Origin of the sequence: Aminobacter sp. UC22_36, from assembly GCF_044056035.1 — a bacterium.
Lineage (GTDB): Bacteria > Pseudomonadota > Alphaproteobacteria > Rhizobiales > Rhizobiaceae > Aminobacter.
This window is the reverse complement of the sequence record NZ_CP171996.1, coordinates 2,913,379-2,934,333: the sequence shown is the minus strand read 5'-3', so window position 1 is coordinate 2,934,333 and position 20,955 is coordinate 2,913,379. Positions and strand designations below refer to the sequence as shown.

Sequence of the window (20,955 nt, the reverse complement as noted above, 5' to 3'; positions counted from 1 at the left end):
GTGTGTTGCGGCGCAACATGGCAGCCATATCCTGACACGGGGCGATTCTGGGGCGATTTATCGACCAATTGGAGTTGCAGCATGAGGGATCTAGCCAAGTCGAGCAGCTTGGAGTTTCCACACGTGGCCGCCGACCTTCCTCCGCTCGGTGGCGTGGCCAAGCGTGGATTCGACATCGTCGGTGCAGGTCTCGGGATTATCGCGCTGAGCCCGTTGTTCCTGCTCATCGCGCTTCTGGTGAAGGTCTCCGATGGCGGTTCGGTCTTCTATGGCCATCGTCGCATCGGCCGCGGCGGCCGCATCTTCAAGTGCCTGAAGTTCCGCACGATGGTTCCGGACGGCGATGCGGCTCTCGCCGCCCACTTTCGCGACGACCCGGAAGCCAGGACTGAATGGGAAGCGACACGCAAGCTCAAGGATGACCCGCGTGTCACCCGTGTCGGCTCCGTGCTGCGCAAGCTCAGCCTCGACGAGCTACCGCAGATCGTCAACATCCTGTTGGGCGACATGAGCATCGTCGGCCCGCGTCCGGTGGTCCGCGACGAACTCGAATATTATGGCAAGGCGGTTGTGTTCTACCTCAAGTCGCGGCCCGGCCTCACCGGGCTGTGGCAGGTCAGCGGACGCAACGACGTCTCCTATGACAGCCGGGTGGCGTTCGATCGCCACTATGTCGAGAACTGGTCGCTCGCCGAAGACATCCGCATCATTCTGAAGACGGTTCCGGCCGTCTGCATGTCGCGCGGCAGCTACTGAGCCAGCCGCAATCGAGGCAGCGCCCAGCTAGCGCGCTGCCTCTCGTGCCCGCGGCGTCCAACCAGACCGCGGCAAAGGAACGGACGACAACGTTGAACCTACACCCTGGCTTCCATCGCCATGCAAGACGCCTGCTCGGTGCGAGCGTCGCGCTTTGTCTTACCCTCACCTTTTCGGCATCGACGGTTTTCGCCGACGATTACAAGCTCGGCACCCAGGACAAGCTGACCATCCGCGTCGTCGAATGGCAAACGGTCGAGGGCGCCTTTCGCGACTGGTCGTCGGTAAGCGGCGACTACACCGTCGGCCCCTCCGGCAAGCTGTCGCTGCCTTTCGTTGGCGAGACGCCCGCGACAGGCAAGACCACGGCCGAGATCGCCGAAACGATCGGCAAGACGCTGCAGGACAAGTTCGGCCTGTCCGACCGTCCCGAGGCTTCGGTCGAGGTCGCGCAGTTCCGCCCGTTCTACATCTCGGGCGACATCCAGAGCCCCGGCCAGTATGCCTATGCGCCTGACCTCACCGTGCTCAAGGCGATCAGCATCGCCGGCGGCATGCGCCGCGGCGCCGACGGTGCCCGCACCGAACGCGACCTGATCACTGCCGAAGGCAGCCATGCCGTGCTTTCCGACGAGCAGCTCCGCTTGATGGTGGCTCAGGTGCGGATCGATGCCGAGCTCGCCGGCAAGACCGAGTTCGCGGCGCCCAAGGAGATCGCCTCTGTGCCGGCGGTCGCTGGCATGGTTGCCAACGAAACCGCCATCATGGTCTCGCGCCAGAAAAAGCTCACGCTCAGGCTGCAGGCGCTCGACAACCTCAAGGGCCTGCTCGAGCGCGAGATCGTGTCGCTCGGCCAGAAGTCCGAAACGCAAAACCGCCAGGTCGAGCTCGCCAGGAAGGAGCTCAGCGGCATCGATACGCTGGCCCAGAAGGGTCTCGTCGTGAACACGCGGGTGCTGTCGGCCGAGCGCGCCATCGCCGAGATGGAAGGCAAGATCCTCGATCTCGAGACGGCCATGCTGCGGGCCAAGCAGGACATCAGCAAGGCCGAGCAGGAAGCGATCGACCTCAGGAACGACGCCGAATCCGAACTGGCGGTCGAGCGTCAGAAGACCGTCGGCGAGCTCAATGCGGTGACGCTCAAGCTTGGCATGCAAAAGGGCCTGATCGCCGAAGCCGGTGGCACCGCGCCAGCCGCGGTCGGCGCCGAGCAGGCGACTTCTTATGTCCTCGTCCGCAAGGGTGGCGATGGCAAGAGCAAGGAAATTGCCGCCACCGAAGATGCGCCCATCCTGCCCGGCGACGTGATCAAGGTCGTGCGGTCAGGCGGCCCGCTGGTCCAGTAGGCGGGTCAGGCGCGATGCGGATCAGGAAATCGTCGCTGGTCGATCCAGGCCGCAATACGCTGTATGGCGCCTTCGCGGTCGCCGTCTCGTTCTTCGTCTTCGCCTATTCCTTCCGCATCGGCCAGATCTCGATCCTGATGTACTACGCGGTGTGGCTGCCGCTGGTGCTGGTCGACTACCGCTTCACGCTCGGTCGCCTCGCCCAGTCGCCGCAGCTTCTGGCCTTCGCGCTGCTGGCATGCCTGTCCTTCTTCTGGTCCGACGCACCTGACGTCACCGCGCGGGCGGCCCTGCAATATCTGTCGCATGTCGTCTGCGCCGTCATCGCCGCGCGGGTGATCGATGCGCGCACACTGTCCATCGGCGCCATCGCGGGCATCGCCGTCATCCTCGGCTATTCGATGCTGCAGGGTGGCTATGTCTACGACGCGCTCGACGGCACCTACAGCTTCGTCGGCGCCTTCGGCTCCAAGAACCAGCTCGGCTTCTACGCCTCGCTGGGCGTGCTCTTCGGCTGCTATTTCGCGCTGTTCCTGACCCGCGGCCGCATCGCCCGGCTCCTTGCCCTTGGCGTCGTCGCTCTTTCGGCTGCATCGCTGGTGCTGTCGCAATCGGCAACCTCGATGCTCGCCACACCCGCGGCCATCGCCATGGTCGTTGCCATCGCCGGGCTGGAAGCGTTCTCGCCGAGCCATCGCAGGATCTTCTTTGCCGCCGGCATCGTCCTTGCCGGCACGGCGGTGCTGGCCGCGCTCAATGTCGGCGCGGTCGACATGGTGCTCGGCGCCTTCGGCAAGGATTCGACGCTGACCGGCCGCACCTATCTCTGGCAGCAGGGAATCGATGCCGCAGCCAACACACCGCTGCTCGGTGTCGGCTATGCCGCCTACTGGGTGCAGGGTTTTTCCGAGGCCGAGCGGCTGTGGAACGAGTTCTACATCACCTCGCGCACTGGCTTCCATTTCCACAACACCTACATCGAGGCGCTGGTCGAAACAGGCTATGTCGGCGCCACCATGATCGTGTTGCCGCTGCTCGCCATTCTCCGGCTCTGCATCGTGCGCTTGTTGTCCGAGGGTGACTGGACCGAAGCTTTGTTGCAGACCGGCCTGCTCGCGCTGCTGGTCATCCGCTCGTTCTTCGAGGTCGACATCCTCCAACCCTATGTCATCGGCTCGTTCCTGCTCTATTATTGCTGGGCACGCGCCAAGGAACCGGTAGTACAACAAAGGTCCGGTTCAGCATCGGACTGGCGCCTGCATGCCCCTGCCATACCGTCGAACGCCTCTGTTCAAGGCATCCAGCGATAATGATGCCAGTCAGCTTCAGGCTGCGCGGAGACCAGCACCAGCCCTCGGCCAATTCCCGAGCAACATCATGGAACTGTCCGTCGTCTCGGGAATTGATTCAGCTGATATCGCTGGAGCCGACACCATGCCGACGCCATTGCAACCACAGCGACCCGAGAAGGGCGAACAGCAGGCGGAGTTGTATCTCGTTGCGGCGGTGATCCTGGCGGTTGCAGCAACAATGCTGAACACCAATGCGGCCGCCTTCACCTTGGTGCTGCATCTTTTGCAATGATGGTGTCGGCTGACGTTAGGAGCCGACCTTGTCGTAGCTACGGCCTGGAAGCGCGATGCGCAGTGGACACGTTCATGCGGCGGCCCCTGCACGTCGTCCTTCGGCCTCGGGAGTCATCGATGGATTGGACAGACTGGTTTTATCTTGCCGTGGTGTTTGGGACATCGAGCGCGGTGATCTGGATGATGGGAGCGTAGAGCACGCTAACCGTGTCCAGATGGAACCGTGCGGCCGACGACTACGCATTGATCCATGCGCTTGCTGCTCGGTGCGCCCCTTCCCGAAGAGTTGCCGATGGTGAGTTCGCCGCAACGCCCGCCAATACGCTGAGCGAAGCGCCGGCCACCCTGCCCCCCGGGCTAACCTGACCCATGTACGATCCGGTGATCGCTGACGCGCCAGCTTGATTAACAATTCCTTAACCATAGCACTTCGTAACTGTGGGCGCGCAGTCGCAACGCCTGTCTCCGCGCACCTCGCTCAGATATGCCGGAGGTGATCGGATTCTTCAGGCAGACTCTCGGCTGCGGGGGCGAATGTTAAGCAAGCTTAGTGCAATAACAAATCGCAAATGGGTTCAGGTTGCGCTTCTGACGCTGGCCGGTACTTTTGCCTTCGTACTCATTTCACTCGGCGTGCAATTTCCGATCTTCAATAAAGCGGACGCCGGAATGTTCTGGCGCGACGCGCTCGGCACTCTCGTTGTTTCGATCATATTTGTCGCACCGCTGCTTGTCTTGCTCGGCTTGAAACTGATTGAAAATGCCTCGCTCAAGCAGAAATACGCCCAGGAGTTGGCCCACGACAGCCTCACATCATGTCTCACCGGCCCGCTGTTTACGGCGGCAATCGATGTCTTCGCCACAGGCATGGGGACCGGGCGGCGAAAAGGCGCTCTCTTGGTGATCGACATCGACCATTTGCGACGGCTCAACGAGCACGTCGGATATGGCGCCGGGAACCAGGCACTCAGCGTCATTGCCGGGATAATCCGCGCCTCGGTACGAAGCGGCGATCTGGTCGGGCGCATTGGCGGCGACGAATTCGCTGTCTACCTGCCCGGCGCAACAAAAGCGAATGCCGAGAGAGTGGCCGAGCGAATTCGATATGCCGTCTCCGAAGCAAGCTTTGAACCGGTAACCGGCGGGTCGAACTGGCCACTGACGGTCAGCGTCGGCGCCGTGCTGTTCGAGACAGAGGCCTCGGCCGACGATCTCCTCGTTGCCGCCGATCACCAGATGCAGACGGCCAAGGAGAACGGCCGCAATCGCATCGAGTACACCCAGCTTCGGCACGGCTCCCCGCCGTTTCATCCCTCGCTCCATTGACCTCGGACTTGAAAGATCTGCCCTGAGGCCGACGCTTGCTCTCAGTCAGTCGCACCGGATTTGAGTGCAAGGTTGTCCGGCCGGATTTCGCGTCGTACACCGACTGAAGAGCTCGACGGGCGGTTCTGGGAACGCCCCTCTCCAGGCAAACATCGCCATGGCTCCCGCATTTTTGACGGAATCGCGAGACTAGTTCTGCTTTGTCGATCCACAGGGCGACAATCAATCCGAGGACATCATGCCGAAATCAACAGCAGTCGTCGAAACCGAACATGCCAGCCGTTACCTGCAGCAGCTTTGCAAGCACTGGGGCCATAAGTTCAAAGTCGAGTTCTCACCAACCGAGGGCCGCATCGATCTTGGCGAAGGACGACTGGTCGATCTGCGCGCCGGTGACCACTCCCTGACTGTCGATGTCGAAGCTGAGGACCTGCCGCGCATGGAACAGGTCGTGGTGGATCATATCGTGCGTTTCGCCTTCCGCGAGGAGCTGAAGTTCGAGTGGCGCGCCGTTTGAGCGTTCGGCCGGCCAGCGCAGTTGCTGGCGCCTCCCAAAGGCAGCGGATTTTCTCGCAGGATAGCTGAGAGCTCGGCTATTTCGTGCTGATCCATACCGGCGCGTGGTCGCTCGCATCGTCGCGGCCACGTATGTCGCGATCCACGCCAGCGCCAGTCAGGCGCTTGGCCATCTTCGGACTGAGCAGCAGATGATCGAGCCGCAAGCCGGCATCGCGTGGCCAGCGGTTTCGCCGGTAGTCCCAGAACGTGTAGACCGTCTCGGCAGGAAATTTCCTGCGGATGGCGTCGGTCCAGCCCTGGTCGAGCAGTTGCTGGAATGCGGCGCGGCTTTGCGGCTGCACCAGTGCGTTATCGTCGTAGGAACTGGTCGCATAGACGTCGTGCGGCTCGGGCGCGATGTTGTAGTCACCCGCAAGAACTGCCGGCACCTCGGCATCAATCAAGCTCTTCGCATGCGCGTTCAGCCTTTCGTGCCAGGCCAGCTTGTAGTCGAATTTCGGCCCCGGCTGCGGGTTGCCGTTCGGCGCATAAAGCGAGGCGACCAGCACGCCATTCACCGCCGCCTCGATGTAGCGGCTTTGGCTGTCGTCGGGATCGCCCGGCAGCGCCCACTGCGTCACCACTGGTTCGGCATCGCGCGCCAGGATCGCCACGCCGTTCCAGGTTGATTGGCCGCGCCACACTGCGCCGTAACCTGCTGCCGTCAACGCTGCTTTGGGAAATTGACCGTCGCTCGCCTTCAACTCCTGCAGGCACACGACATCGGGTTTCGCCTCTCTCAGCCACGCCAGCAGGTTTTCCAGCCTGCGGTTGATGTTGTTGACGTTGAAAGTCGCGATCTTCATTCGGCTCGAGCCCGGCTATCTGCCGATCCGCGCCGCCAAGGCAGCTGCCGCATCGCCCATCGTCTTGAGGTGATCAGCAGCGGAGAAACCCGAGATGGTCTTGCGCGGCTTGAGGTCGTGATCGCCGTCCTCCAGCCACAACAGCTCGATGCTGTCCGAAAGTGTGTAGCCCGAGACCTCGTCGCGCGTGCCGAACTCGTCGCGCGTCCCCTGCACGATCAAGGCCGGCGTCTTGAGCCCTACGAGGTGTTTCGTGCGCAACTGTTGCGGCTTTGCCGGTGGATGAAACGGATAACCCAGGCACAGCAGACCGACAATCTTGCCCGCGCCGTAAAGCTCGTCGGCGATCATGCTGGCGACGCGCCCGCCCATCGACTTGCCACCGATGATCAGCGGCCCCTTGGCCGCAAGCTGCTCGATCGCCGCCTTGTATTCCGGGTTCAGCGTCTCCGCCCGTGGCGGCGGCTTGCGCGCCCCTTCGTTGCGCCGAGCCGCCATATAGGCGAACTCGAACCGCGCGACGCGGAAGCCGGCCCCGGCAAGCGCCGTGGCCGCGGCATTCATCGACGCCGAATCCATCGGCGCGCCGGCACCATGGGCAAGCAGGATCGTGCAAGGAGCGTCTTCCGCGCCGTCGAAGAGAAAATTCATCTCAGCTTGCCGTCCGTTCTTTCAATTGCAGGTCGGCATACTGGATGCCCTTGGCCGCGGTCTTGGCCCACTCCGAGGTCGCATCGAGCCGGAGATAGGACGACCACCAGCGCCGCGCCTCGGAAAGGTCACCCGCCTCATAGGCAAGGTTGGCGAGATTGAAGATCGCGTCGGCGTAGCCGGGATCGAGCGTGATCGCCTTTTCGAGATGCCGCCGCGCGGTGTGCGCCTTGCCCTGGCTGGCGAACAGGCCAGCGAGATTGAACCACGCCTCGACGAATTTCGGATCGAGCTTGATCGCCCGCATGTAGCCTTGCATGGCTTCTTGCGTCATGCCGGCCGAGCGCAGGCAGTTGGCGCGGTTGAACGCCGCTACGCTGTCGCCCGGATCGATGGCCAGGCAGCGCGCGTACAGCGCTGCCGCTTCGGCGTAGCGCTCGCCTTCCTCCGCATCCTCGGCGAGCGCGAAAAGCTCCTCCAGCTCGGCGTCGTCCGTGCGCCCGAGCGGCAAAAGCCTTTGCCCGTCAAGTTCGGCCAGGTCAGCCCCGAGACGGGCATAGACGCTGTCCTTGCCTTCGCCATGCAACGACATCGCGCTCAGCGACGCCACTGCGCCCGAGCGCCGCACCGACCGGGCGATGGCGCTCCAGCTCGATCCGCCCTCGATCAGTCCGGCATATTTCCTCGCCAGGATCAGGTCGCGAAAGGCGTAGGGTTCGGCGTTGCTTTCAAACGCGTCGAACAGGGACAGCAGATCGAAGTCGCGCTGCGCCATCCTGGATTGATCGAGCAGCGACTGCCGCGTCATCGCAGCGCCTTCGACCTCGTCGAGCAAACCGAGCGCGCGCAGGAAACCGTTTTCGCTGAGCACCGGCCTACTCGTTGCCCTGGCGGTGTCGAACCGCGCCTCCAGCTTGGCCTCGTCCAGCTTGTAGAGCAGGGTGCGACCGAACACGACATCAGTGCTGCGCCGCGTCACACCGTGCTGCAACTCGCCGCCCTGCCGCGCCACCTCGCGAACGGCGAGACGGCGCGGGAACGCAGCCAGCGCCCCGATCAGTCCAAAGATCCTGCCTTCGTTCACTTCTTGCCCTTGGCCTGCTTGCCGCCCGCAACCGCCGTCAGCTTGGCCGCCGGCTTTTCGGCCGCGTCCGTCTTGGTCTTGCTCTTGGCAGGCGGCTTGGCCTGGCCGAGGCTGGCCTTCAACGCGTCCATCAGGTTGACGACATTGCCGCGTTCGGGTGCAGCCGCGATGATCGGCTTGTGGCCCTTCAGCTTCTCCTTGATCATCTGCATCAAGGCGATCTCGTAGCGATCCTCGTAGTTCTTGGGATCGAAGGTCGTCAGCTTCTGCTTGATCAGCGCCATCGCCAGTTCGAGCATTTCCGGATCCGGCGTGCCTGCCGGGATATTGCCGAAATATTCCGATGTGCCGCGCACCTCGCTCGGGTTGCGCAACGTGCACACGAACATGCCCTTGTCGCGCGCGCGCGATGGTCACCACCCGTTCGCGGCTCGACAGCACCAGCCTTGCAATCGCCAGCTTGCCGGATTGTTTGAGCGCCTCGCGCAGCACGGCAAAGGTTTCCTCGGCCATCGCCCCATCAGGCGCCAGATAGTAAGGCGCGTCCTGATAAATGACGTCGACCGAATCTTCCTCGACAAAGGCCTCGATGTTCATCGTGTGGTTGGATTCGATCTTGACCGCCTCAAGGTCGGCCTCGTCGATGATGACGTATTTCTTGTCTTCGTATTCGTAGCCCTTGACCAGGTCCGAGCGTTCGACGAGCCCAAGCTCCGGATCGACCGGTTTCATGTTGATCCGGTTGTGGGTGTCCTTGTGCAACTGATTGAAGCTGATGCGCTCGCTTGAACTCGTCGCCGGGTACAGCCGCACCGGGCAGCTGACGAGGCTGAGCTTCAGATATCCCTTCCAACTTGCCCTGGGGGCCATGCTTGTCTCCTACGCAGATACATAAACAGACTAAGTCTTGGTACTGGCCGCAGCCGGCAGATCGCGGGCGTGATCGTTGATTTCGGCCCATGGATCGCCTGACGTGGCCAGAAGGCCGGGAAGCGAAGAATAATTCAAATCTTGCGGAGCGTCGATGGACTCGAGATCAGTCCAGTTAAGAGGTGTTGAAGCCGGCATGTTTGTGCGCGCCCGTAGAGAGTACGGTGCAGCCGCCGTTGCACTGCGCGCATTGCGGTGAAAGTCGATGAAGATGCGCTTCTTGCGGTTGTCCTTGCCCATTGTGGTGGTGAAAGTCTGAGGCGCGGTGGCTGCAATGAGCGACGAGATCTGGCTGCTTGCCTGATGGAATGGCTTCCAGCCGAGCTTGCCCGTCGTCGGCACGACCACGTGGATACCACTGCCACCTGACGTCTTCACGAAAGGTACAAGCCCCATCCTCTCGAGCTCGTCGCGGACATGGACAGCCGCTTCGACGACCTCGCGCCAGCCGATGCCCTCTCCCGGGTCGAGGTCGAAGACCATACGGTCAGGCTTGTCGAGACGCTTGCGCTGGGCTCCCCAGACATGGAACTCGACGACACCGAACTGCGCCAGCGCCAGGTAACCCTTGGCGTCCTCCACCGAAATATAGGTCTTGGTCTCGTCGTCCGAGTTCTTGGTCGCGAAGGACGCGATCGTCGCCGGCATGCCCGAAAAGGCGTGGCGCTGGAAGAAGCAGTCCTGCGGCCTTCCGCTCGGGCAGCGAAACAGCGACACCGGCCGCCCCATGATATGCGGCAGCATGAAATCGCCGACGGCCGCATAATAGACGGCAACGTCGAGCTTGGTCGGCCCCGATTTGCCGAGCACCCGGCGTGTCGGATTGGTGATCGAAATGCTGGCGAGGTCGGTATCGGTGATCAGCCGCTTGCGCGGAGCCTGCGGCGCTTCAGACAGCTCGGCCTCGCGCAGACCCTTGAACACCGCATGGCGCAGCGCATTGTCGCTGGTGCGATTGGCGTAGTGGATGCGGGCATTAAGCACCGGTCGCACAGGGATGACCTCCTTTGGCGCGCCATCGAGCTTTGCCGCACCCTCGCGCAGACCTTCCAGCCGGTGCAGCAGCGTCACCAACGTCTCAGCGTCGAAGCCGGTTCCAACCTTGCCGCGATAGTGCAATTCGCCATCGACCCATTCGCCGAGTGCAAGGGCGGCCAGCCCCTCGGCTGCTTCCGAAGTTGTGTAGCCGGCGATGTAGAAATCGTCCTTCTTCAGCGCCTTGGTCTTGGTCCAGCTGTGCGAGCGCCCGGAGGTGTAATGCGCCGAGGCCCGTTTCGACACCACGCCTTCGAGCCCCATCTCGGTTGCCTGGTCGTACAGTGCCTGGCCGTCGCCCTCGACGTGTCCGCTGAGCTGTAGTGCCGACTGGGCGTGGACATGACCGGCAAGCAGTTGCTCCAGCAGGCCCTTGCGCTTGTCGAGCGCGACCTTCGTCAAGTCCCAGCCGTTGAGATGGACGAGGTCGAAGGCGTAGAACACCAAAAGCTCGACATGCCCGCTGGCGAGCGCTTCCTGCAGCGCGGCAAACCGGCTAAGGCCGTTGTCGTCGAGCACGACGATCTCGCCATCGATGACGGCATCGCTGCATGGCAGGTCACGAAAGGCCGACGCCAGCTTGCCGTAGCGTTTTGTCCAGTCGATGCCGCTGCGGGTGATCAGCTTTGCCGTCCCGGCTTCGAGATGGACCATCGTGCGGTAGCCGTCGAACTTGATCTCGTGCAGCCATCCCTCTCCGGTTGGCGGCTTCGGAGCAGCGGTGGCCAGCTGCGGTTCGATCCGTGCCGGCATCGGCGCCCGCGTAGCGCCGGCAAGCTTACCGGGCTTGAGGTCGCCGGGCTTCGATGGCGGCATTTTCGAGACGGCAACCAGCTCCTCGATCAGCCGGCCGCTCTTCACGCTTTCGGGGCGTGTTTGGAGAACGTCCGTCGTCTCGTCGGCCGCCGGATCATGTTCCTTGAACAGCAGCCAGTTGCGCTTGGCTTCGCCAGGCTTCGGCTTCAATCGCGCCAGCATCCAGCCGCCCTTGAGCTTTTCGCCCCACAACCGGAACTTGAAGGCGCCCTTCTCCAGCGCCGTCGCGGCATCGTCCATCGGTGCCCACACGCCCGTGTCCCACACGATCATCGGACCGCCGCCATACTCGCCTTCCGGGATCAGCCCCTCGAAGTCGATATAGTCGAGCGGGTGATCCTCGGTCTCGACGGCAAGGCGCTTGTCGGCCGGGTTGAGCGAGGGCCCGCGCAGCACCGCCCAGCTCTTCAGCACGCCGTCGAGTTCGAGACGGAGATCGTAGTGGTCGGCGGTGGCATGGTGCTTGTGTACGACGAAGCGGTTGCCCTCGCCGATCTGTGCGTTACCGCGCGGCTCGCGCGTCTTGGAGAAATCGCGCTTTTGCCGGTAGGTGCGAAGCTTTTCCGCTGCCATCCCGGCCTAACGCGCCGCGTCTTCCGGCGCGGGCTCCAGTTCCAGCTCCTTCGGGCTGGCACCAGCCATCAGCCGGTCAAGCAAGGTGTCGTTGACGTCGTAATACTGGCCCGAAACCAGCACCCGCGAAACCGTCTGCCCGTCGCCGCGAAACAGCCTGGAACTGACGAAAACCTTGTGCCGGCCGAGCGCGTCGGAGACGGCCCTGCGCTTCCTGATCTGGCTGGCAACCGGTGTACGCATACGCCCAAGGCTCCTGAACCACTGATGCCAACTATCTCTCAAAGTCATCAGTTGATCAATGCGGGCCTGCTTGGGCTCCTGCCATTGCTCGACTATGGCGAGCGCATCGGCACAATGAAGCAGATGATTCGTCGGCCTCCCGCGGGCACCTGAAGGAAAAACCCTGTTGCTCGAGACGGCACTCTACAGCCCGGTGAAGCGCTTCCTCGAAGGCCTTGGCTTCGAGGTCAAGGGCGAGATCGGCGGCTGCGACCTGCTGGCGCTGAGCGCTGATGCTCCACCCATCGTCGTGGTTTGTGAGCTGAAGCTGCAGTTCAACCTCGAACTGATCCTGCAAGGCGTCGACCGTGCAGCGGCGGCCGACGAGATCTGGCTCGCCGCCCGCATGTCGCCGCGCGGCAAAGGCCGCGAGAGCGACAAGCGGTTTCGCAATTTGTGCCGGCGGCTCGGCTTCGGCCTGTTGGGTGTCTTCGACGATGAACGGGTCGAGGTGCTGCTCAGCCCGGTGGCGCCCGCGCCCCGGCGCGATGCCAAGCGGCGCTCGCGGCTTGTCGCCGAGCATCGCCGCAGGCAGGGCGATCCGGTTGCTGGCGGTGGTTCGCGCGCGCCGATCATGACCGCCTATCGCCAGGACGCACTGAAATGTGCCGTTGCATTGGCCGATGGCCCCAAACGACCACGCGACCTGAGCCAGGCGGTTTCGCGTGCGCCAAAAATCCTGCTCGACAATGTCTATGGCTGGTTCATGCGCGTCGATCGCGGCATCTACGATCTGACGGATACGGGCCGCGAGGCACTGCAACGCTGGCCGCAAATAGCGGCGGGCTGAAGCGTCTGTCCCGGCATCAGCGGTCGAACAGGAAGTAGCCGAAGGCGACGCCGGCGGCGTTCTGCTGTGCCTCGATTTCCGTTCGGATTTTCGGAAACAGGTCCGATGCCAGTTCGGGATCCTTGATGTCGGCTGACTTGATGCCGTTGTCGCTCGCCAGTGCGACGATCAGATGCGGTTCCGGTGCCGTGGCCTCCTGATCGTTGAGCGGGAAAAGCTTCATGCTGAAGCTGGCCTGGTCGGGTCCGGATTTCTTCAGCAGGCTGGCGAAATTGTAGACCACGCCGTCCTTGCCAATCAGCAGCAGGTTGACGTCGCGGCTGCCGGTCTTGCTCAACGTGCCCTGGAGCGAATCCCCGACCTTGAGATTGTCCTTGCTCAATGCCAGCACCGGGCCCTTGGCTTTGTCCGGGTGCACCGCTTCAAGGAAGTCGGCCACCGGGCATTGCTCCCTCTCGATCATCCTGGGATTGACTGTCGGTCCACTGCCGAAGGCCGAGGCAAAGTCGCGGGCAAGCTTGTCGAACGGCGCTTTCGAGGTCGCCAGCCCCTCCACCTCAGGGCTGGCGGCGGATGCGTCGGCCACCGATGCGTAAAAGCAAGGCCCGCCGTCGAAGGTCTTGAACCACTCCGCCGCGCTGACCGCAGCCTTCGGCGCAGGTGGGACGGCCACTTCCTCGATCGGCGCGGGTGGTTTCGGCTTGACGATCTCGGTCGGTGCCGGCGCCTTGGCTTCGGTCGCAGGCGGCACCTTTGGCTCCGGCAGCTGGAGCGGCTTGGCAATGTCCGGCTTTGCCGGGGTCAGCTTGCCGCCGCCGGTTTCTTCGCCTGGAGCAACCGGCATGTCCCCCGGCAGCACACCGCCCAGCAGCCCCGAATAATAGGCCCCGCCACCGGCGGCAGCCATCGCAACCAGCAACAAGGTGCCGGCCACTGCGCCACGCCGGGATTTTGGCGTGTTGGCAACAGGCGCTGCCTTGGGTGCCGTCTTCTGCCGCGTGTCGGCAACCGGCTTGCCTGGCGCACCGGCATTGCGCCATGGCGCGTCGCGCGGCAGCACCGCCTCCGGTGGCGGCGGTTTTTGCCCGGCAGATCCTGGCGGCCGCCAGGCAAGCTCGGACGGCCTGCGTTGCTCCTGGTCGTGCTGGGGCACACCGGGCAACGTGACAGGCGGTGCGGTGGCGCCGCTCGTCTCGCGCAGCCATTCGACGATCGCCGCGGCACTTTCCGGGCGGTCCCTGGGATCGGGCTGGAGCATCGATTGCAGCAGCGGCAAAAGGTCCGGGTCGATGCCCGAAAGGTCGGGCACGGTCCGGCGCTTTTCGATCACCTCGACCGGCGATCCGCCCATGTCGAGCTGCTTGCCGCGCAACGCCGCCGCGAGCACCAGGCCGAGGCTGTAGATGTCGGATTGCTCGGTGACATCGCCGCCAAACAGGCCGAGTTGCTCGGGCGAAACAAAGCTGTATTTGCCGGCGAAGCTGCCGCCGAGCAGCGTGCCGCCACCGACATTGGCCGACCGCGCGATGCCGAAATCGATGATCTTGGTCTTTTCAACCTTGCCGCCCGGCAAGACGATATTGTCAGGCGACAGGTCGCGGTGGATGACACCGGCCTCATGCGCCACCGACAGGCCGGAGGCCACCCGGGCCAGCATCTTGCGCGCTTCGCGTGTGTCGAGCGGGCCGCTGCGGATGCGTTCGCCCAGCGACTGGCCGTCGACGAACTCCATGGCGAGATAGGGCCGGCCGATCGTCGGGTCGATGGTGAAGACGTGATAACGCACGATGGCGTCGTTGGAGAGGTGATTGAGGATCGAGGCCTCCTTGCGGAACAGCGCCAGAATGCCCTGGTCGCGCGCGAACTCGCGCAACACCACCTTGATCGCCACTGGATCGCCGGTCTGGATGTTGTGGCCACGATAAACTTCGCCCATGCCGCCGGTGGCGATGTGCTCGTCGATTTCGTAGATGCCATTGAGCTGCACGCCCTGGCGGACACCGGTATCGGGCGCGATGCGTGTCTTGTCCTCCGGCGTCATGACCTGGTTCCATCCATGGGTGAGCGCCGTCCGGCCATTGCTTCACACCTCAGGTATTGATCACTCGGCCCGACAATAACACGGATTTTCGCGATGGGCTCTTTTGCTCGAGCCATGTCGTGCCCACTGCCGGGCGTATAGGCTGTTTGATCGGCGTTGACACCAATCCACTCAAGGAGGATGCTTGCGGTTTAAGACTGCAAGCCGTGCCAAGCCTGTAAAGACTGCGATCCTGAAAGGGGCAGTTCATGGTATGTGAAGGCTGCTTGCCTGCTCGCAATGCTGGCATTATCGCGCGTCTGACCGGCGCTTTGGTCGCTTGCGGCCTCATCCTGTTGCTCGCTATGAGTGCCGCTTTGGCGGCCGATGGCGTTTCCGGTCGCCGCGCCGCCCTGGTCATCGGCAATTCGGCCTACGAGCATCTGGCCAAGCTTCCCAATGCCACCAATGACGCCGACCGCATCCGCGAGGTGCTGGAGCGGGCCAATTTCGAGGTCACGCTCGGCAAGGACCTGACCAAGCAGGGCCTCGAGGAAACCATCCTTGGCTTCCTCAGGACGCTCAACGATGGCGACGTCGCGCTGTTCTATTACAGCGGCCATGCCGTGCAGGTCGGCGGCCACAATTTCATGCTGCCTGTCGATGCCACCTTGGCGACATCCTACGATCTCGAGGTTCAGGCCTACAACATGTCGAGCCTGCTCGAATACATGCGCGAAACATCGTCGCTGCAGATCGCCATACTGGATGCCTGCCGCGACAATCCCTTCGCCAACAACGCCTATTATGTCGGCCAGGCCAAGGTCGCGGTCGAAGGCAAGAAGGGCCTCGCCTCGGTCGCTCCCGAAGATGGCACGCTGATCGTCTACTCCACCGCACCCGACCGCGTGGCGCTCGACGGCAACAACGGCCTCAGCCCTTTCACCGGTACCTTCGCCGAATACGCGCTCAGACCCAATGTCGAGGTCAGGAAGCTGCTCAGCGACATCCGCGCCGAGGTCATCAAGCGCACCGAAGGCCGCCAGACACCTTGGGACGCCTCGAGCCTTACCTCATCCTTCTTCTTCGTAACCCGGCAGAACCTATTGATTATTGAGGATATGCGAGAGGTCCGTGTTCCGCCTGCGACCAAGCAGGTGGCCCTGCACATCTCGCCGCCGATCACCAGCGGCAATGCGGAACTGACGGTCAGTTTCACCAAGCTGCCCGACCAGGGTTCGCTCTGGCTCGGCGATCAGCAATTGTCCCTGGACAGCAAGATTTCGGCCGACAAGATCGAGGACGTCATGTTCAAGCCGGCTTCCGGCGACATGGCCAGGGATGAGGTGCGCTACACTGTCACCACCGACAGCGGCCGCAGCGCCAGCGGCATCGTCCGCGTCGTCGTCGATGCCCAGGCCGTCGCCGAGGCACAGGTCAAGCCGGCGCTGAACATTCAGCAAGGCGACGAGCCGAAGCCGGCGCAACCCGAACAGGCAAAGCCGATCCTTGTCGCCATGGCCTCCGACATCGGCACCGGCTTCGCTGCCATGCCCGAAGAGGTCGTGCGCTCGACCAGTGCGCCGACCGGCTGGCTCCGCCTGGAAAAGCGCGATCCCGCAACCCAGGTCGCTGTCGACGGCCAGATCGTTTCCGAAGGCGACCTGATCAAGGCCGAGGACATCACCAAGCTGCGCATCCGCCCGTCGCTCAAGGTGGTGAGTGCCGAAGACGATGAACAACCGGTGGCCGAGACGGTGGCGATGAACACCAGCGGCAGCGCCGGCAAGGTCGACACCAGCACCGACAGCATGGAGGTCAAGCCGATCCCGCTGCCCGCCGACAAGCAGCCTGCCAGGGAGCCGGTGCGCACTGTCGTGCTGGTCCCGGCCGCCAAGACAGCCGCGCCGGCGCCGATCACCATCAACGTCGCCGTGTCGGTCAATGAATGCGACACGCTTGCCGCCGAGCCGCTCGATGTCCAGGCCGTGGCCAATGGCAAGCTGCCCAACGACATCGACGTGCCCAAGGCGCTGACCGCCTGCAAGGCAGCGGTCGACCAGCATCCAGACGTCGCCCGGTTCAAGTATCAATATGCCCGCGCGCTCTATGCCGAGGGCAATTTCAAGGAAGCACTGAGCGAACTCAACGCTGCCAGCGACGCCGGCCATGTCCGCGCCAGCTACCTGCTTGGCCGGCTTTATCAGTTCGGCGCGGCGGTAGAGCGCGACCCGGCCAAGGCCATCCCGCTCTTTGAAGCCGGCGCCAAGCGTGGCGATCCCTATTCGCAACTTTCCATGGGCAAGGCACTCATCAACGGAACGGAGATTAAGGCCGATGTTGTGCGCGGAATGTCACTGGTAGAGCAGTCAGCGGAATCTGGACATACCTATGCAATGAACTTTCTCGGCACCGAGTACTTTCTTGGTCGGCACGTTAAGAAGGACTATTCAAGAGCGCTACGCCATTTCCAGAATTCGGCAGACCGCCAGGATGTCTACGGAATGGTGAACCTCGCAGTGCTGTATCGTGACGGTGCTGGGGTAGAAAAAGATCAAGCTCGTGCGGCCAAACTTTTCGAAGCGGCAAGAATCAAAGGACATCCTTACGCCGGCCGGTTGCTTGGTCAAATGGCAGAGCAAAATGGAACGGCTGATGCCAACACATTGTTGAGCTGGTATCGGGAAAGCGCCGAACGCGGCGACGCTTGGGGTGGCTACTTTGCCGCCAACGTGCTCAAGGACAACCCGACATTCCAGCGAGACAGTGGCGAGGCAATACGCCTGCTTGCCCTCTCTGCATCGCACAATTCAAAAGAAGTTTCCGACAAAGCTGGATCCGAATTGGCCAAGATGGCCAATGCGGATGTCGGCAAGGAGGTCCAGTTGGCGCTCCAGCGGGCAGGCCAGAATGTCGGCGAAATTGACGGCAAACTAGGTGCTCGCACGCATGAAGCGGCAGCGACGGTGTTGGGAACGAAGGCGCCTCGCGACTCCCGGGAGTTGCTGATGGCCCTCCTGCGCAAGGAATGGATCGAGTCACGACCACGTCTGGACATGCTGGGCTCATGAAGGGGAGACGTTACATGCGATCGCATACCATCAGTCTTCTTATGGCGACCGTGCTGCTGCCGCTCGGCGGTTGCGGCTCGATGATGAAGGTCGAGGAACAGGCTGCGGTGCAACCCGTGCAACCAGTGCAACCAGTGCAGGTGAAGAAAGCGGCGCCAGTGAAAAAGGTCGCGGTCGCGGCTCCGGTCCAGCCAAAGGTCGTCAAGAAGCCGATCGTTCCGGCGACTCCGACCAGCAATGAGCGCAGCGAAAGCGGCGGCGGCGGTGGTGGCGGCAGTGATCCCGGCGACTGGGGTGGATAAGAGGTAACTACCCAAACTCGTAGATGAACCCCTCGCCTGACGCGCCGACTGTCACGCGCGTCAGCTTTTCCCCGTCGAGCGAACGATTGAGCACGCCGCGGCTCAATTCCGGCAGCAGCGTGTTGGTCAGGATCGCGTCGATCATCCGCCCGCCCGACTCGATCTCGGTGCAGCGCGCCTTGATCATTTCCATCACGCCATCACCGATCACCAGTTCCGCGCCGTGGCTGATCTGCAGCCGGCGCGCGATCTTGCCGAACTGATGCCGGGTGATCGCCTCGATCATCTCGCCCGACAGCGGATAATACGGGATCGTCACGACGCGGCCGATGAAGGCGGCCGGGAACACCTTGAGCAGCGGCGCGCGCAACGCCGCGTCCAGGTTTTCGATCTTCTCGCGCAGTTCACCGCCCTTGGTCTTGGTCATGATGACTTCGGAGCCGACATTCGAGGTCAGCAGGATCAGCGTGTTCTTGAAGTCGATCCGCCGGCCCTCGCTGTCGTCCATCATGCCCTTGTCGAAGACCTGGAAGAAAATCTCGTGCACGTCGGGATGCGCCTTCTCGACCTCGTCGAGCAGGATCACCGAATAGGGCCTGCGCCTGACCGCCTCGGTCAGGATGCCGCCCTTGCCGTAGCCGACATAGCCTGGAGGTGCGCCCTTCAAAGTCGAAACCGTGTGCGCCTCCTGGAACTCCGACATGTTGATCGAAATCAGGTTCTGCTCGCCGCCATACAGCGTTTCGGCGAGCGCCAGCGCGGTTTCGGTCTTGCCGACGCCCGACGGGCCACAGAGCAGGAACACGCCGACCGGCTTCTCCGGTGCGCCGAGCCCGGCACGGCTGGTCTGCACCCGCTTGGCGATCATCTCCATGGCGTGGTCCTGACCGACGACGCGTTCGGCCAGCGTTTGCGCCAGCCGCAAGGCCTTTTCGGTCTGGCTGGTCAGCATCCGCCCGGTCGGGATGCCGGTCCAGTCCTGCACCACCGCCGCCACCGCGTTGCGGTCGACCGATAGCAGGATCAGCGGCGTTTCGCCCTGCGCTTCGGCCAGCACAGCCATCAATTCCTTGAGCCGGCTCAGGTCGGCAGCTGGATCGGCGGCCAGCTCCGGCTGTTCGGCAGCTTCGGCTGGTTCAACTTGTGCCGCGCCGTCATTGGCAACGTCTTCTTTGGCGGCGTCGTCATTGGCAGCTATCGGCTCCTCGGTTGCCTCGCCCACTGCCTGCGCCTCCGCGACATCAGGATCGAGCGCCACACCCTGCCCGCGAAGTTTGGCGCGCAGTTCGAGGATCTCGGCGACGACTTCTTTTTCCCGGTCCCAGCGCGTCTGCGCGGCGGCCAAAGCCGCGTCAGTGTCGACCAGGCCAGCCTCGACGCGCGCCTTGCGCTCCTCGACATCGATGCCGATCGCCGCCTCGCGGCCGATGATGCCTTGCTCGACCTCCAGCGCCTGTCTGCGCCGCATCAGGTCTTCGACCTCGCCCGGTCGGGAATGTTGCGAGATCGCGACGCGCGCGCAGGCCGTGTCGAGCAGGCTGACAGCCTTGTCCGGCAGCTGCCGTGCGGGAATGTAGCGATGCGACAGCTTGACGGCTGTTTCGATGGCCTCGTCGAGGATCTGCACCTCATGGTGCTTTTCCAGTACGCCGGCGACGCCGCGCAGCATCAGGATGGCGGCGGCCTCGTCGGGCTCGTCGATCTTCACCACCTGGAAGCGCCGGGTCAGCGCCGGGTCCTTTTCGATATGCTGCTTGTATTCCGCCCAGGTGGTGGCGGCGATGGTGCGTAGCTCACCACGCGCCAGCGCCGGTTTGAGCAGGTTGGCAGCATCTCCCGTGCCTGCCGCACCGCCGGCGCCGATCAGCGTGTGCGCCTCGTCGATGAACAGGATCACCGGCGTTTCGGAAGATTGCACCTCGTCGATGACGGCTTTCAGCCGCTTCTCGAACTCGCCCTTGACGCTGGCGCCGGCCTGCATCAGCCCGACATCGAGCATGCGCAGGCTGACCCCTTGCAGCATCGGCGGCACGTCGCCCTCGGCGATGCGCAGCGCAAAACCCTCGACGACCGCCGTCTTGCCGACGCCGGCCTCGCCGGTCAGGATCGGATTGTTCTGCCGCCGCCGCATCAATATGTCGACGATCTGGCGTATCTCCGGGTCGCGGCCAACGACGGCGTCGATCTTGCCGTCGCGCGCCCGCTGGGTCAGGTCGGTGGCATATTTCGCCAGCGCCGACTCTCCGCCCGGCGACGGACGTCGCGGGGCGTCGGCAGAGGGTGCCGTCACCCCGGTCACAGACCCTTCCAGCGACCCCTCGACCACATCGGCGAAACGCGAAATCACTCCATCGGCGTCGATCTTGTCGAATTCGGTGCTGATCTTCGACACCAGCCCTTCCAGCACCGGCGTCTTCAGGCAGGCGAGAATGACGTGGGCGCTGTGCACCTCTTCGCTGCCAAATTCCAGCGTCGCCAGGTTCCAGGCTTCCTGGATGGCATGGAAGATGTGGTCGGAGAACTCCTCGATCGACGTTGCGCCATAAGGCAGCTTGTCGACAGCGCGTGTCATGTCGCCGGCGACACGGGCGGCATCGGCCCCGGCATCGGCCAGGATCATCTGCACGTCCGAGCGATCGGAAAGCACAAGTTGTTCAATGAAATGAACGAGTTCGACGTAAGGGTTACCACGCAGCTTTGCCGCGTCGGCCGCCGCCTTGAAGGCGCGCAAGCAGGTAGGGTTGAGCTTGCCGACCAGTTCCTTGCGCTTGAAGCCCTGAGACGACCTGCGCGGCTGCATGCCCTTTTGTTCCACGGAGTGTCTCCAATGGCCGGACTGCGTTCCCCTTAACTTGCCACACAAACCGCGACTTTACAAAGCCGGGCGTCGACTTTGCCTTCGCCGAAGAACCGCGACCGGAACAATTCGCGCCGGCTCGGTCACCAACGCTTATGACAGCCCTCGTGCAACTTTGAGCGCCGCATGAATTGTGCTAAAACCAAAGTCGAGTGGAATACCGGCT

16 protein-coding genes and 1 pseudogene are annotated in these 20,955 nt (G+C 63.2%); 9 read left to right on the top strand and 8 right to left on the bottom strand.

Going from position 1 to position 20,955, the window contains the following annotated elements:
• Positions 1–81: 81 nt before the first annotated feature.
• From ACHMW7_RS17680 to ACHMW7_RS17655, 6 genes are all read left to right on the top strand, one after another.
• The gene (locus tag ACHMW7_RS17680; RefSeq protein WP_395446898.1) at positions 82–756 is read left to right on the top strand and encodes a sugar transferase; all 675 of its coding nucleotides are present in this window, start codon (positions 82–84) and stop codon (positions 754–756) included.
• A 92-nt stretch (positions 757–848) separates the two neighbouring features.
• Positions 849–2,102, top strand: coding sequence for a polysaccharide biosynthesis/export family protein (locus tag ACHMW7_RS17675; RefSeq protein WP_395446897.1), 1,254 nt, complete (start codon positions 849–851; stop codon positions 2,100–2,102).
• A gap of 14 nt (positions 2,103–2,116) precedes the next feature.
• Positions 2,117–3,412, top strand: a complete 1,296-nt coding sequence (locus ACHMW7_RS17670; protein WP_395446896.1) for an O-antigen ligase family protein — start codon at positions 2,117–2,119, stop codon at positions 3,410–3,412.
• Between the two features lie 67 nt (positions 3,413–3,479).
• Positions 3,480–3,686 (top strand): hypothetical protein, encoded by a 207-nt coding sequence (locus ACHMW7_RS17665; RefSeq protein ID WP_395446895.1) that lies wholly within the window; start codon positions 3,480–3,482, stop codon positions 3,684–3,686.
• Between the two features lie 440 nt (positions 3,687–4,126).
• Entirely contained in the window at positions 4,127–5,014 is an 888-nt protein-coding gene (locus ACHMW7_RS17660) for a GGDEF domain-containing protein (RefSeq protein ID WP_395446894.1), read from the top strand.
• A gap of 238 nt (positions 5,015–5,252) precedes the next feature.
• Positions 5,253–5,531 carry a DUF2218 domain-containing protein gene (locus ACHMW7_RS17655; RefSeq protein WP_395446893.1) on the top strand — a complete coding sequence of 93 codons (279 nt, stop codon included), beginning with the start codon at positions 5,253–5,255 and terminating at the stop codon, positions 5,529–5,531.
• A gap of 76 nt (positions 5,532–5,607) precedes the next feature.
• Here ACHMW7_RS17655 and ACHMW7_RS17650 read toward each other — a convergent pair whose 3' ends face one another.
• The 6 genes and pseudogenes from ACHMW7_RS17650 to ACHMW7_RS17625 all read right to left on the bottom strand — a co-directional run bounded on the left by ACHMW7_RS17650 (position 5,608) and on the right by ACHMW7_RS17625 (position 11,710).
• Entirely contained in the window at positions 5,608–6,378 is a 771-nt protein-coding gene (locus ACHMW7_RS17650) for an exodeoxyribonuclease III (RefSeq protein WP_395446892.1), read from the bottom strand.
• A 15-nt stretch (positions 6,379–6,393) separates the two neighbouring features.
• Positions 6,394–7,029 (bottom strand): alpha/beta family hydrolase, encoded by a 636-nt coding sequence (locus ACHMW7_RS17645; protein ID WP_395446891.1) that lies wholly within the window; start codon positions 7,027–7,029, stop codon positions 6,394–6,396.
• A 1-nt stretch (position 7,030) separates the two neighbouring features.
• Positions 7,031–8,113 (bottom strand): tetratricopeptide repeat protein, encoded by a 1,083-nt coding sequence (locus ACHMW7_RS17640; protein WP_395446890.1) that lies wholly within the window; start codon positions 8,111–8,113, stop codon positions 7,031–7,033.
• Positions 8,110–8,983, bottom strand: a pseudogene (locus tag ACHMW7_RS17635) (Ku protein). The gene ACHMW7_RS17640 and the pseudogene ACHMW7_RS17635 overlap by 4 nt, the downstream one beginning before the upstream one ends.
• 30 nt (positions 8,984–9,013) lie before the next feature.
• Positions 9,014–11,467 (bottom strand): DNA ligase D, encoded by a 2,454-nt coding sequence (ligD, locus tag ACHMW7_RS17630; RefSeq protein ID WP_395446889.1) that lies wholly within the window; start codon positions 11,465–11,467, stop codon positions 9,014–9,016.
• Positions 11,468–11,473: 6 nt separating this feature from the next.
• Positions 11,474–11,710 (bottom strand): hypothetical protein, encoded by a 237-nt coding sequence (locus tag ACHMW7_RS17625; protein WP_395446888.1) that lies wholly within the window; start codon positions 11,708–11,710, stop codon positions 11,474–11,476.
• A gap of 166 nt (positions 11,711–11,876) precedes the next feature.
• Here ACHMW7_RS17625 and ACHMW7_RS17620 point away from each other — a divergent pair, with 166 nt between their 5' ends.
• The gene (locus ACHMW7_RS17620) at positions 11,877–12,539 is read left to right on the top strand and encodes a DUF2161 domain-containing phosphodiesterase (RefSeq protein WP_395446887.1); all 663 of its coding nucleotides are present in this window, start codon (positions 11,877–11,879) and stop codon (positions 12,537–12,539) included.
• A 16-nt stretch (positions 12,540–12,555) separates the two neighbouring features.
• Here ACHMW7_RS17620 and ACHMW7_RS17615 read toward each other — a convergent pair whose 3' ends face one another.
• The gene (locus tag ACHMW7_RS17615; protein ID WP_395446886.1) at positions 12,556–14,580 is read right to left on the bottom strand and encodes a protein kinase; all 2,025 of its coding nucleotides are present in this window, start codon (positions 14,578–14,580) and stop codon (positions 12,556–12,558) included.
• A gap of 266 nt (positions 14,581–14,846) precedes the next feature.
• On the opposite strand from ACHMW7_RS17615, the gene ACHMW7_RS17610 reads away from it, so the two are divergent.
• A complete protein-coding gene (locus ACHMW7_RS17610; protein WP_395446885.1) occupies positions 14,847–17,630 on the top strand; it encodes a caspase family protein in 2,784 nt (927 codons plus the stop codon).
• 14 nt (positions 17,631–17,644) lie between these two features.
• Positions 17,645–17,932, top strand: coding sequence for a hypothetical protein (locus ACHMW7_RS17605; protein WP_395446884.1), 288 nt, complete (start codon positions 17,645–17,647; stop codon positions 17,930–17,932).
• Positions 17,933–17,939: 7 nt separating this feature from the next.
• On the opposite strand, the gene tssH is transcribed toward ACHMW7_RS17605, so the two are convergent.
• On the bottom strand, positions 17,940–20,732 hold the full coding sequence (gene tssH / locus ACHMW7_RS17600) for a type VI secretion system ATPase TssH (protein WP_395451351.1): 2,793 nt from the start codon (positions 20,730–20,732) through the stop codon (positions 17,940–17,942).
• Positions 20,733–20,955: the final 223 nt, after the last annotated feature.